Raw genomic sequence first — 13,979 nt, 5'->3', positions numbered from 1 at the left:
GGGAGTCGGCGTGACGCCGGCTCCCGCCCCGTACGCGTGCGCTACGCCCAGCCGCGCGACGCGCTCGCGCCGGCAGCGTGACCGCGAGCGGCGCCAGGCCGCAGGCGGCAGCCGCGAAGAGCCACACCGGCGGGGGGCGGTCCCCGACCCACAGCCTGACGTCACTCGTGGCCGCGTCGCCACTGGGGACGGAGCTGGAAGTCCGGGACCCGTCGGCGCCGTTCGTACTCGACTCCGCCCCCTACCGTTGCGGCACCGGGAACGCCACCGGGCTCTTCGCGCCGTTCCGGCTCACCGCTCGCACGCCGAAGAAGACGTTGTCCTTCGACAGGTCCACCTCGTGACGCGTCACGTCGCCGACCTCGATGACATGGGTCCACTCGGGCACGGTCGTCTCGCGCCACACCACCTCGTACCCCGCGAGATACGGCTCCGTGCCGCGGTCCCACACCAGCTCCGTGGAGTTGGTGAGGTTGCTGGTGACGATCTTGGCGTTCTTCGGCGTGCCCGGGGCCTGGGCGAGGGTCCACAGGGCCGCGCCGTTCACCCGGGCCACCCGCGCGATGTAGTCGAAGTCGCAGAACTCCGGCAGGTCGCCGAACTGCTTGCCGTCCTCGACGCGCACGTCCTGGTGCTGGTGGGCGAAGTCCTCGGCGGGTTCGGTGAACCGGGCCGCTGGATAGCCGCGTTCGAGGAACGGGATGTGATCGCCGCCGCGGAGGTAGCGGTCGCGGCGGTAGATCACGCGGACGTTCATGCCGGTGGCATCGTTGTCGGCGGTGTCGCGGACGAAGCGGGCGAGCTGGCGCGACGGCGAGTCGTTCTCGCCGCCCACCGAACGCCGGGTGGCCGCCTGTTCGGGCGTCTCCGAGCTGGGCACGCCCTCGGCGAAGAGCCGGATGGTGTACGGGTCGAGGGCGCCGTCGTCCGCCTTGGGACTGCCGACGATGTCGTCGGTGAACATGCCCTGGACGTCCGTGCCCGCGGCCTTGTACTGCGCGGCCATGTGCGTCGCCCCGTACAGGCCCTGCTCCTCGCCCGCGACGGCCGCGAAGACGATCGTGGCGGCGGGGCGGCGCGTGGCCATGACGCGCGCCAGTTCCATGGACACCGCGACGCCGGAGGCGTCGTCGTCCGCGCCCGGGGAGTCGCTGGTCGCGTCCATGACGTCGGTGACGCGGGAGTCGTAGTGCCCGGAGACGACGTACACCCGCTCGGGGGTGACCGAGCCGCGCAGGGTGGCGACGACGTTCGTGATCCGGGTCGCGACCGGGATCCGGGACGCCGGTTCCTGGATGTACGACTGGAGTTCGACGGTCATCCGGCCGCCCGAGGCTTCCGCGTACTTCTGCATCTCCGCGAAGATCCAGTCCCGGGCGGCGCCGATGCCGCGCACGGGGTCGTCCTGGACGGACAGGGTGTGCCGGGTGCCGAAGGAGGCGAGCTTGCGCACGGTCGCCTCGATGCGGCCGGGGTCGATCTCCTTGAGGAGGGCGCGGAGTTCGCGGGAGGGAGACTGCGCGGTGGCGGGGCGGCCTCCGTGTCCCCGGCCCGGCCCCTGGCCGGGGACGGCCGCGGTCGCCTGACCGGTGGATGCCGCGCCGGCCGCGACCGCTCCGGCTCCGGCGGTGAGTACCGCTCTTCGGGTGGTGCCGCTGGTGGCGTGTGACGTCTGATGCGACATGGTTAAATCATCATGGACTCGTCAAACTTTTGACAAGTGGACGGTAGCAGCCACAGGACCGCCTCCGACGGCCGTCTCCTGCCTCGGCGTGAGCTGCACCAGGTCGCGGAATCGCGCGCTGCGTTGCGGGCAGCGAACCTGGCACTTCAGGTACACGGACAGAACTGCCCGCCGGCGCCCCACGCTGTGGCATCGCGCGTGGGAAGAGGTGCCTGGCGGGCCAGGGCGGACGGACAGGCGTGGCGCCGGGCGGGTCTCGGGCGGTGTCCTGGGTACACCGGGCCGAGGTGGCGGAGGGCGGTCTGTTCGGCGTGCGGTACGAGCGGGCCGTGGACTCGGTGCCGTCCGCGTGGAGACGGCGTTGCGGGAGTCGGCGGGCCGGTTGGTGCGCGGCAGTTCCCCTCCCGGACATGCGGCGGCTGAGCGCGCCGGGGCGGGTGCGGCGCGGGTCACTGCCGAGGGGGCGGTGGGCGAGATGGCCGAGACCGACCGGTCCGTGGCCTTCCTTTGCCGGAAACCGGGTTTGCCCGGAGACGGCACGTATTACAGTCGGCGGGCAGTCGCCGCCGCCGGCGGCGGGCGGGGCCCCTTCCGGGAGCCGTGAGCCCCCACCGTCGGTCACCGTCGTGAGCCGTCAGTGAGGTGGTAGCCCATGAGCATCGTCGACCTAGCCGCGCTCGGTGAGTCCTTCACGCGCGACCCGTACCCTGTGTACGCCCGGCTACGGGCCCAGGGTCCAGTGCACCGCATCCGGATGCCGGAGGGGAACGCGGAGGCCTGGCTCGTCGTCGGCTACGAGGCCGGGCGCGCCGCGCTCACGGATCCGACGCTCTCGAAGGACTGGGGCAAGGCGTCCCCCTCATTTCCGCTCGGTGCCGTCTCCTCCGGTCCTCATATGCTCAGGGCCGACCCGCCGGACCACACGCGGCTGCGCAAGCTGGTCGCCCGGGAGTTCACCACCCGTCGGGTGGAGGAACTCGCCCCGAGCATCCAGAAGACCACCGACACGCTCCTGGACCGGATGCTCAGCGCGCCCGACGGGCGTGCCGACCTCGTCGAGGCCCTGTCCTTTCCGCTGCCCATCTCCGTCATCTGCGAACTCCTCGGCGTTCCGGACCTCGACCGCGCCTCCTTCCGGACCTGGTCGAACGACGCTCTCGGCGCCACCGACCCCGAAGCCCGCATGACTGCCGCGGCGTCCATGGCGCGGTACCTGGAGGAACTGCTGGCGAGCAAGCGGCAGCAGCCCGGCGACGACCTCATGAGCGCGCTGATCCACGGTTCGGACGGCGGTGGCGACCGGCTGTCCGCCGACGAACTCCGCGGTATGGCCTGGCTGCTGCTGGTAGCGGGCCACGAGACCACCGTGAATCTCATCTCCAACGGCGTCCTCGCCCTGCTCACCCATCCCGAGCAACTGGCCGCACTCCGCGCCGACCTCACCCTCATCGACTCCGCCGTCGAGGAGATGCTCCGTTACGACGGTCCCGTGGAGACGCCGACGTACCGGTTCACCACCGAGCCGCTGACCATCGGCGACACGGTCGTCCCCGGGGGCGGCGAGCTCGTCCTCGTGGCCCTCGCCGACGCCGACCGCGATCCGGCCCGCTTCCCCAGCCCCGACCGCTTCGACATCACCCGCGACACCCGCGGCCACGTGGCGTTCGGCCACGGGATCCACTACTGCCTGGGGGCTCCGCTGGCCCGCCTGGAGGCACGCATTGCCATCAGGACGCTTCTGGAACGCTGCGAGAACCTGGCTCTGGACATCCACCCGGCGGCGATCACCTGGCGTCCGGGGCTGATGATCCGCGGCCCGCAGAGTCTGCCCGTGCGGTTCGCCCCGTAGCCGGCGGGCGGTGGCCGGTGCTGTCTCCGGCCCTGATGCCTCCCGGTCGGAGCACCCCGCACGGCTCCGGGGGCGTCGGCGCGATGAGCGTGGTGCTCGGTACCCCCTCGGGGACTCACCATCGCCCCGGGACGGTCTGGAGAGTGGGTGACCGTGCGGACCGGCACCTTGGTCACCGTGACAGACGGACGCACATGCTGACATGACAGGTCCGCGACGCGGCCGGTGACGGAACGACGGCGGCGGAAACCGGCCATGGGGGAACCCGCCGCGAGCCGGTGGGAGTGCGTCCGGCGGTGGCGCGGCGTGGGCGAGGAAGCAGCATGCGCATCGGGATCGGTCTGCCCGACACGGTGCCGGGTACGGACGGGACGCTCCTGCTCGACTTGGCGCGGCGAGCCGAGGAACGCGGATCGTGTTCGTCTCCACGATCGGCAGGGTCGGCCCGGCGTGGGACGGTGAGGCCGTCGCCGACGGTGACCGCCCCGGAGAGCGCAGCACCGTCGGCCCGCCCGGACCGCGCGTGCCCATCCTGATCGGCGGGCACAGCGACCGTGCGGTGCGCCGCACCGTCCAATACGGCTCGTGGTGCTGACCGGGCCGCTGCGCCCGGCCTGCGTCGACGCCTGACGGGGAAGCCGTACGAGCGGAATCAGCAGGTGTCGCACTGCTGGGGCAGGGTGTCCCAGAAGGAGGTGTCGGCCTTGCTGATCGATCCGTCGGCGACGGCTGCGATCGTGGCCTCCATGGTGACGACGGACTGGTGGATCAGGTACCCGTTGGACTTCTGACCGAGCACATAGGGCGCGTACTCGTGGTCGCTCATGCCCCGCATCTCGAAGAGGAGGGTGGCGATCCCGTACTCGGCTGCCATGCCGTTGCGGCCGATCGTGTTGGCCGAACCGCCGTTGTACAGGCCGATGTGGCCCCATCCGGTGCGGTCGACGTTCCGGTAGACGACGGCGCCCAACCTCTTGGACCTCTCCACGAGTTCGGGCGAGACGTCCGGGGTCGTCGGGTACAGGATGGAGCCGGACACCAGGTCGCCGTTCACGCGGGACCGGGTGCCCTGGTGGTGCAGGTCGATCGCGTAGTCGATGTCGTACACGCTCAGCACGTTCTCGTGCAGCGCCCGCGTCTCGGGCTGGGCCTTGGCGACGTGGTCGCGGTTGAGGTCGACCTCGTTGGCGTTGTAGCGGGTCAGGTGACGTTCCCCGGCGGCGAGGTAGTCGTCGAGGGGGAAGTTGACGTCGCCCATGGCGCCGTCGGCGTTGAACATGGGGATGAACAGGACGTTGACGTCCTCCAGCAGCGACTTCTCGGACGGCGAGCCGAGCGACTTGATGGTGTGCAGCATCGCCTCTGTGGTCAGTTGCTCGTTGCCGTGCTGCTGGGCCAGGTACAGGATCGTCGGGTTCCCTGGATCGCTCACGTACTTGACGAGGTGGATGTCGCGGCCCTTGACGGTCTGGCCGATGACCTCGAGCTCCATCGCCTCCTGCCGGGCGTCCTGGGTCTTCAGGAAGTCCACGACTTCGTCGTAGGTCGACAGGATCGACGTCCTGATCGTCTCGTTGCCCTGATAGTCGGGGCCTTCGCCGACGGCCGCGGCGTTACCGGTGAACATGCCGGCCAGCAGAAGCGCCCCGGCGAGGGCGGCGGTACAGGCGGATCTGGCGATGCTGCGCATGTCGAATCCTCGTCTCGTCATGTCCGCCCGCGGCGGCCGGTCTTCGTCCAGAGGACGGGATCACTGCTCCCAGCTCGCGACATGGGTCATGAGTCTGGCTGGTGCTGCGTGGCCTGTGCGGGCAGGTGGGTGGGCCGGTGCCGGCCGCGGCCGGGGGTGCGTCCGGAGCCCCGCGGCCGGCATCGGTCCTACGGGGGTCAGATGTGGGAGCCGGGGGTCACCGTGAACGTCGCGGGGCCGGCCGGCAGGTTCACCGTGTACTGGCGCAGGTAGGTGTCCAGGAACGGCGAACGGGCACCGGCGGTGGGGACGTCGTCGGCCGGGTCGTCCAGGGCCAGCCTGAGCTGCGCGCCCTTGACCTCGATCGTCTCGCCGGACGGCGTGTCGCGCCACGAGCCGGTCTGGACGGAACCGATCTCCACGGCCAGGACGTGCCCGGCCGCCAGGGTCCAGTCGGTCGACTTGAGGTCGACGGTCAGCCGGCCCGAGTCCACCAGGGAGACCTGCTCGTCGAACATGACGGCTGTGCCGTCCGGAGCGACGTCGTACAGCTTGAGCATGACATTGCCCTCACCCTGGGCGGTCAGGGAAACCTGCGGAGTCCCGGTGATGCGCACGGCACGCTCGACCGGCTGCGACCAGCGGAAGAAGCTCGACGTGACCTCACCGGAAGCCTGTTGCTTCGCGATGCCCTTGGCCAGGCCCTTCGGGGCGGGCTGCTCGGTCGCGGGCGCGTTCTCCATGTCCCACGCGCCGGACGGCTGCTTGGGAGCCTGCGGCGCCGGCTCGCCGGAGGCGGTCAGGGCCCTGCGGGCGGAGGCCCCTCCGTCGTCCACGTAGCTGCCCCCGCCGAGCGGGAGGGTGACGGAACGCTCCATGACCGGCCAGGTGTCCTGGGCACGCCAGGCGCCGGTGTTGTCCTCCATGGAGTAGGCCGGGTAGTCGACCGCCGGTCGGACGCCCTTGAGGTACTGGTCGAAGAAGGAGAGGGTCTCGTCGTACCAGCCCTCGCGGCCCATGGCCAGGCGCCCGTCGCCGACGCGGTCGCCGCCGCGCACGTGGTCCCACTGGCCGAGCCAGCCGCGCTCGGGGCCGGTGTGGTTGTCGAGGTACTCCTCCATCTCCTCGGGCTTGGTGTTGTTCTCGATGAAGCCCTGGGTGACGAACAGCGGGGTGTCGGATCCCTCGGCCATCTTCGCCAGGTCGCGGGAGGTCCAGTGCTCGTCCCACTGGTCGGATATTCGGTACCCGGCCGAGTTCTCGGTGAGGCACTCCGGGTGGGTGTCCTCGTAGGCGGCGTTGGCCAGGTAGTGCGCGTCGTCGTCCGGCATCTGGTCGAACGTGGCGATGCCGTTGTAGGCGTTCGCGGTGCCGGTGACGTTCGGGCGGGGCACGCCGTTGCTGTAGATGTACTGGTACATGTCCCAGACGGGCTCCTGGGCGACAACGGCCTTGAGCGCGTCCTGGTCCAGGTTGTTGCCGATGAGGCCCGTGACGGCGTCGTACGACTTGCCGTACATGCCCACCGCGCCGGTCGACCAGGGCCGGCTCGCGGCCCAGTCGACCGCGGCCTTGACGTCGGCCTGCTCGCCGGGGCCGGCCCAGTCGAGGCAGCCGGTGGAGCCGCCGAAACCGCGCAGGTCCACCATGACGAAGGCGTAGCCCTGGTCGAACAGGTCGGTGCCCTCGATGAAGTCCTGGAAGCGGGACGAGGGGCCGGTGTGCGTCCAGCCCTCGGGACCGGTCTGCCCCGCGTGCCCGAAGTAGGGGCCGACCGACAGGATGACGGGTACCCGCTCGCCCTCGGCAAGTCCCTCGGGCAGCAGGACGTCGGCGTGGAGTTCGGTGCCGGAGCCGTCCGAGGACGGGAAGTAGTGCTGCGTCCAGACCGATCCCTCCGGGACGCGGTCGTTCTCCTCGTGCGTGACGGGGGCGGTCGCGGTGGCGACCGCCCCCGTCCGGGCCTGCGCTGTGGCGGCGGGTTCTGACCCTGCGTCGGGCGCCGCGGCGGCGGGGCCGGCGAGCGTGCCCGTCAACGCGAGGGTGGTGACGAGGACTGAGGCGGCCCGGGCGGCCGAGCGGCGTGCTCTCACATGCTCCTCCGGAGTGGTCGGTGCGGGGTGGTGCCGGTGGTGCCGGTCGAGCAGCGGCCGTCCGCCTGCCGTCTTCAGGGGTGACGACGGGCGGCCGCGCACGCGGAGTGCTGGAGCAGTGGGGGGCAGCAGCCTGACCGCGGGCGCGGGCTGAAGCCGCTGGCGGGCGAGCCTATGACTAATCACCAAAGTGCGTCAACGCTACTGTCCGACAGGCGTGTTACTCATGAGGCAGAACTGCCTTCGAGACAGTTGACGCTTGGGGCGGCGCTGTTCACAGGTGCTCCTGGGGCGTCTAGGGTGACGCAGGCACTGCACCACACCACCCCCCGGGAAGTTCTGAGCAACACCTGAGGAGTAGTGAATTGTCTGCACGCAGATGGACCGCCGCGTTGGCGAGTACGGTTCTGGCCGCGGGACTCGGTACCGCGGCCGTCACCGCGACCGCCACCAGCGCGGCCGCGATCCCACCCGTCTCCCACTGCGGCACCGAAGCCTCGGGCTCCGGCAGCAACGGATTCGTCAACCACGAGCAACTGGCCTCTGCGCTGCAGCAGTTGGAGACCAGCACCGGCGGTACCGTCGACGTCGACGTCGCCGGGTACTCCAACCAGGGCCGCGAGATCCACGTCGCGCGCGTCGGCGAGGGCGACAAGGTCGTGTTCGTCCAGACGCAGATCCACGGCAATGAGATGCACGGCACCGAGGCCGCCCTCGAACTGCTGAAACAGTGGGGCTCCGACAGCCCGGCCGCGCGGGAGCTGCGCGAGAACGTCACCGTGGTCGTCATCCCCCGCCTGAACGTCGACGGCGGCGAACTCGACCAGCGGCAGAACGCGATGACCTGGGACGAGGCCGTCGCCGACTTCCCGCAGCTCCAGGGCGTGGCCCCGGCGTGGAACTACAACGCGCGCGTCGGCGGCTTCGACGTCAACCGCGACTTCAACCCCGACCTGGACTACGTCCCCGACCCGCAGGACTTCCCCGGCAACAGCGCGGACACCGGTTGGTACATCACCCCAGAGGCGCAGACCTCCCGGAACGTCTACAAGGCGCTCGAGGAGGAGTTCGGCACCGTCGACTACTTCGTGGACCTCCACAACCAGTGGTCCTGCTACGCCACCGAGGACCTGGAGAACATGTCTCCCCTGTCGATATCGGCGAAGTTCATCGACAACCCCGCCGAGTTCGGCAACTGGCCGAAATTCGACATGAACGCATCGAAACGGGCGAACGTGGCCGTCTACCAGGCCCTGCAGGGGCAGGGCGAGTCCGGCTTCGGTGACCTGACCCTGTACCCGCAGGACACCAACCTGCCGGGCACCGCGCTGGGTTCCTACCAGCTGCGCGGCTCCGCCGTCGTCCTGTTCGAGACCTCCTCCCAGACCCAGTACGACGGCATGAAGCGCAACGGCATGCTCACCCGGCAGATCGAGACCGGCCTCGGCGGCCTCGTGGACGCCGTCGCGGACGGCTCGGTCGACTCCCTCGAGGAGAACGTGTACGACACCATCCCGCAGCGGGTCTACCTGCCCGCCGACTGAGCCAGGTCGGGGGCCGGCGCGGTCACCTGTGAAGGGATCCGTTCCCGGCCCCCGCCCGTCAGACCGGGCATGCGCTTGTCGCGCACCCGGCTTACCGACATCGTTCACCGGCCGGCAGCGCCGCAGCGGCTGCCCTTGCCGACGGGCGCGACGCTCGGGCCGTGCGCGAGGCGCTGCTCCCGACGATGCGCCGGGCGGTCCCTGCCCGAGGTGCTGCGAAGACCGCGCCTGCGCCTTCCTCGCCTCCCATGCCTGCAGGGCTGGAGCAACCGACTCGGGCTGCCTCCCCGCGCCCGCTGCCCGAGGTCATCCGTCGGGCCACGTTCCTTGCCGCCCTGCCGGATCCACGCGAATCCGTCGCTTCGCCCCCGGTACGGGCCCGACTGATGTCCGACGGCGACGCAAGAGCGATCAGGCCTCGGCATCGATGCCGTTTTCCAGGTGGCCCATCTCGCTTCGTTCACATGCCTACGGCCGGACGTTGGAGCCCGCCGTTCGCTTGAGCCACGTACTGCGAATGATCATCCGCCGACGGTGGAGGCAGTCTCGCGTCAGGGGTTGACGGGAAACGCTGAGCGACACAGCCGATGGCAACGTCGTTATGCGGTTCGACGCGGGGGCGCACAGAGCCGGTCCAGGTCGCGAAGGCCGCGGCTCGCCGCCTGCGTGTCTGCGCCGCCGCCATGGCCCAGGCCGCCGTCGTCCGCGACACCATACTGGCCGGACAAATCAGCTCGCCTTCTACGAGGTCTACGCGCAGGTGGTCGACGCAGTCCGGTCGCCGTTACGGGTCTCTCCCGACCTAACTGTTGAAGTTTCATGCAAATGCTACAGTGGCCATAGCTTGAACTTTCAAGTGTTCTTTTCGTTGCCCAGGAGGCCGCTATGACCGTCACCACCCGTCCCGCTGATACCACTGCCACCGACGGGCCTGACGCTTCCTCTCCGCACGCCTACGACGTGGGTCTGCTGCTCCTGCGTGTGGTGCTGGGCCTGACTCTCGCCGCCCACGGCGCGCAGAAGCTGTTGGGCTGGTTCGGCGGAGGCGGGATCGAGGGCACCGGTCAGTTCTTCGCCATGAGCGGCTATCCGTCGGGCGAGGCGATGGCGGTGATCGCGGGCCTCACCGAGACCCTGGGAGGGCTCGGCCTGATCTTCGGACTGCTCACGCCGCTCGCGGGCGCCGCCGTACTCGGCACGATGATCAATGCCCTGGCGGTGAAGTGGGGCGGCGGCTTCTTCGCGCCCGAGGGCGTCGAGTACGAGGTTCTGCTGGCCGCAGCCGCGGCCGGACTGGCCCTGACCGGTCCCGGCAGGCTCGCTGTCGACCGCTACCTTCCCGGCCTGCGGGCACACAGGTTGGTGTACGGCGTAGCCGCCGTGGTGCTCGCCGTGCTGCTCGCCGGCCTGGTTCTCCTCATCCGTAACTGACGGCCCGTAGGTGCGCTGCACTTCCAGGCCGGCGAACGAGCCTGGCCCTCGTCCGGCACGCCTCCGGCGCCCTGTCCGACGGCGCCGGAGGCGAACACCTGGTCCGACAGGTCCGCCGGCGCTACGACGGTGCCGGACACCGGCGTGGTGATCCCCAGCGTCGTGGTGCGGACTGGCATCGCCGCACTGGAGTCGTCGGGTACGGCTTCGTCCTCGCACACCTCGCTCCGGGCATGTGCCGGTGCGGCGGACGCGGTCGCCACACCGTAGACGTCGTCACGGACGGAATGCCGGTCGGTGTCCACCAGCGCGGCTACCTCCACCAGCCGATCAGGCCAGCCTCCCGCAGCGACACCTTGAAGTCGTGACCTCTCCATGCGGCCCATGACCCGGTCGTCGACACGCACCTGGGGCCACCGGTCACAGACGGCGGACAGACGATCACGCGCGGCTCGGGCATGGCACCAGCCTCACCCGCGGCGGGAGGCCCCGCATCCCGGCCGGCTAGCAGGTACTTCCGCACGGGTGACGCGGCGCGCGGGGCATGCCACGCTCGTCACCCCGGACGCTCAAGTCCTGAACATCCCCTCTGAGCACCGCCCCGTACCTGGCCGACGCCTACGGCGTGCGGGTGGACGGCGCCGATCAAGCAGCCGCCGACACGACCTTCGCGCACGGCGCGCCCCAAGCCGCTGGACTCGCCTACGGGACGGCTTGCACGGACGGTGATGCGGAGCAACTGCCGAACGGCCCGTTCGGTGCCGTGGGTGCGATTGCAGCTTCCCCGACAAGCCGCCTGGCCGCCGAGTCCGTCCACGTCCTGCGCCCCGGCGGCCGCCTCGGTCCCTCGTGTTCGACTCGCACGGAGCTGAGCCCGCTGTCAGCCTGGTGGTACTGCCGCGCCATCCGGCCGAGGGACGGCTAGGGCTGCCCCTGGGTGCTGCAGGACAGGTGCGGTGGGCACCCCCACCTCCGGCACTGCGCTTGCGCCGGGCGAGGGCAGGGCTCAGGCTCGTGATGTTCCGGGGATACTGCGGTCCCACCCCGCACCACAAGATGGAGGGACACACATGGCCGTGTGCGAAGTTTGCGGCAATGACTACGAGTTGGCCTTCGAGGTACGAGCTTCCGGCGAGGTCCACATCTTCGACAGCCTGGAGTGCGCGGCCCAGCGCATGGCTCCGATCTGCGACAACTGCAGCTGCCGGATACTCGGCCACGGTCTGCAGGCGGACGGCGCGTTCTACTGCTGCGCCCACTGCGCGCGGCAGAAGGGCCGGGCGGAACTCGTCGACCACGCCTGAACCCGCTACCGGCATTTCGGCCGCGATCACATCGGTCTTGAGATCGCGGCCTCGGGCACCGGGACGTCGTCAGCGGGCAGGCCGGGTCACCGGCACGCCGCCGTGCTCCAAGCGCCACACAGGCAGAAGAGGGCCATGGGAATCGCCGCCGCTCTGTGCTGCTACAAACGAGCTGGAGGGCGGTGCAAGGGGATGATGTGTCCACAGTCGTCGAGCCGGCGTGCGGTGAGATCATCCGTGAACGGCTGAAGTTGCCTCTCCAGGGCCGCTCCGACGGGGTGTGCTCCCACGGTCATCGTCGGTACCGTCAGCCTTCCAGCGGCGACGGCCTGCTCGATCTGCACGGCACTTCCGGGCAGCGCCCGGTAGTAGGAGAACGCACAGCGCAGCGCCTCACGTCCGGTGTACGCCCGAACGAAGGTGTCCCGGATTACTGGCCGGACAGTCCGCTCATGGTCTCCTCCCACAACTCCCAGGTGTGCGGGAAGCCGTGCAGCAGCAGGACAGCCGGTCCCGTGCCGTCCAGAGCTACGTTCAGCTCCAGACCGTTGACCGCGACTCGACGCAGCCCAGGCATGCGTATCTCCAGTTCGAAGGCGGTAACCAATAGCCGCGCTCCTCACCCGCGCCCACATCGACATCAGCTTCCTGACGATCAAGGGCTCGGGACACGGTTTCCTGTCCGAGGCGATCCGCGACGACACCCCCGACACCAGCTCGTGGATCGAGGTGCAGCCCGGCTCCAGCCACGTCCGGGTGAAGAACACCGACGGCAACAACGAGGCGTTCCTGGTGCAGCGCTCCGGGGCGCCCGGCGCCGTCGGCCGACTCAACGGCATGGTCTTCCAGGACTTCTGCATCGACGGCGTGGCGTCCTCGAAGCCGTACACGCCGGGCAACTCCAAGATCGGCATCTCCGTGCAGTCCGACAACGACGCCTTCCGCTTCGAGGGGATGGGCTTCGTCTACCTCGAGCACGCAATGATCGTGCGAGGGGCGGACGCCTGCAGCTTCACCAACAGCTTCGTCGCCGAATGCGGCAGTTGCATCTCGCTCACGGGTGCCTCGCAGGTCGCCAAGATCACCCACAACTACCTCATCAGCTCCTGGGGCGGTTACTCGGTCTTCGCGGAGAACGCCGAGGGCATCCTCGTCTCCGGCAACACCGTCCTGTGGGCCTGCAACATCACCCTCACCAACTCGAACCGCTGCGCCATCTCCGCCAACAAGCTGCTGAGCAACTTCCCCAGCACGATCGCGTTGCCGAACGGCAGCTCCGGCAACCTGATCTCCGGCAATCACTTCCGCCGCGTGTACGGTGACGGCACCAGCACGCGCTTCGACGACCTGTACGGCCTGGTCCACGTCGACGGCGACGACAACGCCGTGACCGGCAACCAGTTCTCCTTCTCCGTACCGGCCGCCGACATCACCCCCTCGGGAGCCGACCCGGCGATCATCCTGGTGGCCGGCGGCGCCCGTAACTACCTGGCCACCAACAGCATCACCGCCAACGTCGGTGTCGAGGTCGTCCTCGACGCCTCCTCGACCGACGCGAAGATCCTCTTCAGCGCCCAGAGCTCGCAGCTGCAGGCGTACACCGACGACTACGCGCTGGTAGCCACCCCACGAGCGGGCCCGCCTGAGCACGGACACGGGTCTGCTGCACAGTTATTCCGTGCCCGAGCTCAGGCGGCTCTCGAGCCCCGACGGCCAAAGAGCGGCCGGCGCCTGCTCGCTGACACGCGTGCCCACCGGGTGATGACGAGTCCGTGCGGACGCCCGCGTTCGGTCTCGACTTCGACGCCGGGCGCCGGGCGTGACCTGTCGTCAGTTCTCGTCGGCAGGCAGCGCGTACAGTTGCGGCAGGTTGACGACGATCGCCTCCTGCGTGCTCCGCGCGATGACCACCACGGCCTCCTCGCCGGGGTCCGGGTTCTCCTCGCGGTGCGGGACGAACGGCGGGACGAAGATGTAGTCGCCGGGCCCGGTGCGCAGCCGCACCTCTTCGGGCTCCTCGCCCGAGTCGTCGAGGAACACGAACTCCGGGTGTCCGCTGACCACGTAGATGGCGGTCTCCGACTCCCCGTGGTGGTGGTCCGAGGAGGAGGTGGAGGGGGCGACATGGGTCTGCCCCATCCACAGCTTCTCGGAGCCGACGGTCTTCCCGCTGACGGCGGCGAAGCGGCGCATGCCGCCTGTCTGCGCGGTGTCGCCGTCCAGGGCGTCGGCGCGGATGTGGTGCAGTCGGGTGCGCAGGGGCGCCGCCGGCTGACCGGGGAAGTCGTGCAGGTGCGGGTGGAATCCTTCACCGGCGGTCGTCAACGGGTCGCTCATGGCCGGGACGCTAGAGCCGCACCGAAAAGGATGTCAAGAGGTGTCCA

At 69.9% G+C, this 13,979-nt stretch carries 9 protein-coding genes and 2 pseudogenes; 6 read left to right on the top strand and 5 right to left on the bottom strand.

Features of this window, described 5'->3' with window-relative positions; genetic code table 11:
* Positions 1 to 241: 241 nt before the first annotated feature.
* Positions 242 to 1,684 (bottom strand): M20/M25/M40 family metallo-hydrolase, encoded by a 1,443-nt coding sequence (locus IE260_RS27550; protein ID WP_189876505.1) that lies wholly within the window; start codon positions 1,682 to 1,684, stop codon positions 242 to 244.
* A 652-nt stretch (positions 1,685 to 2,336) separates the two neighbouring features.
* Between IE260_RS27550 and IE260_RS27545 the strand changes: the two genes are divergently transcribed.
* Both IE260_RS27545 and IE260_RS27540 read left to right on the top strand, forming a co-directional pair.
* The gene (locus tag IE260_RS27545; RefSeq protein ID WP_189876503.1) at positions 2,337 to 3,533 is read left to right on the top strand and encodes a cytochrome P450 family protein; all 1,197 of its coding nucleotides are present in this window, start codon (positions 2,337 to 2,339) and stop codon (positions 3,531 to 3,533) included.
* 415 nt (positions 3,534 to 3,948) lie between these two features.
* Positions 3,949 to 4,128 carry a hypothetical protein gene (locus tag IE260_RS27540; RefSeq protein WP_189876501.1) on the top strand — a complete coding sequence of 60 codons (180 nt, stop codon included), beginning with the start codon at positions 3,949 to 3,951 and terminating at the stop codon, positions 4,126 to 4,128.
* Positions 4,129 to 4,185: 57 nt separating this feature from the next.
* On the opposite strand, the gene IE260_RS27535 is transcribed toward IE260_RS27540, so the two are convergent.
* On the bottom strand, positions 4,186 to 5,223 hold the full coding sequence (locus IE260_RS27535; RefSeq protein ID WP_189876499.1) for a M14 family zinc carboxypeptidase: 1,038 nt from the start codon (positions 5,221 to 5,223) through the stop codon (positions 4,186 to 4,188).
* A 197-nt stretch (positions 5,224 to 5,420) separates the two neighbouring features.
* Entirely contained in the window at positions 5,421 to 7,316 is a 1,896-nt protein-coding gene (locus tag IE260_RS27530) for a CocE/NonD family hydrolase (RefSeq protein WP_189876497.1), read from the bottom strand.
* 365 nt (positions 7,317 to 7,681) lie between these two features.
* Between IE260_RS27530 and IE260_RS27525 the strand changes: the two genes are divergently transcribed.
* The 3 genes from IE260_RS27525 to IE260_RS27515 all read left to right on the top strand — a co-directional run bounded on the left by IE260_RS27525 (position 7,682) and on the right by IE260_RS27515 (position 11,595).
* The gene (locus tag IE260_RS27525; protein ID WP_189876495.1) at positions 7,682 to 8,860 is read left to right on the top strand and encodes a M14 family zinc carboxypeptidase; all 1,179 of its coding nucleotides are present in this window, start codon (positions 7,682 to 7,684) and stop codon (positions 8,858 to 8,860) included.
* A gap of 885 nt (positions 8,861 to 9,745) precedes the next feature.
* Complete coding sequence (locus IE260_RS27520; RefSeq protein WP_189876493.1) at positions 9,746 to 10,291, top strand: DoxX family protein; 546 nt, start codon at positions 9,746 to 9,748, stop codon at positions 10,289 to 10,291.
* Positions 10,292 to 11,361: 1,070 nt separating this feature from the next.
* Complete coding sequence (locus IE260_RS27515; protein WP_189876492.1) at positions 11,362 to 11,595, top strand: metallothionein; 234 nt, start codon at positions 11,362 to 11,364, stop codon at positions 11,593 to 11,595.
* A gap of 161 nt (positions 11,596 to 11,756) precedes the next feature.
* Here IE260_RS27515 and IE260_RS27510 read toward each other — a convergent pair.
* A pseudogene (locus tag IE260_RS27510) lies at positions 11,757 to 12,172 on the bottom strand (alpha/beta fold hydrolase).
* A gap of 260 nt (positions 12,173 to 12,432) precedes the next feature.
* On the opposite strand from IE260_RS27510, the pseudogene IE260_RS41980 reads away from it, so the two are divergent.
* Positions 12,433 to 13,212: pseudogene (locus IE260_RS41980) on the top strand (NosD domain-containing protein); the annotation flags it as partial.
* 213 nt (positions 13,213 to 13,425) lie between these two features.
* Here IE260_RS41980 and IE260_RS27500 read toward each other — a convergent pair.
* Complete coding sequence (locus IE260_RS27500; protein ID WP_189876489.1) at positions 13,426 to 13,932, bottom strand: cupin domain-containing protein; 507 nt, start codon at positions 13,930 to 13,932, stop codon at positions 13,426 to 13,428.
* Between the last annotated feature and the right edge of the window lie 47 nt (positions 13,933 to 13,979).

Source organism: Streptomyces viridiviolaceus (assembly GCF_014650995.1).
Taxonomy (GTDB): Bacteria; Actinomycetota; Actinomycetes; order Streptomycetales; family Streptomycetaceae; genus Streptomyces; species Streptomyces viridiviolaceus.
Note: the sequence above shows the minus strand (reverse complement) of the source record. Positions and strands in the feature narration are given on the sequence as shown.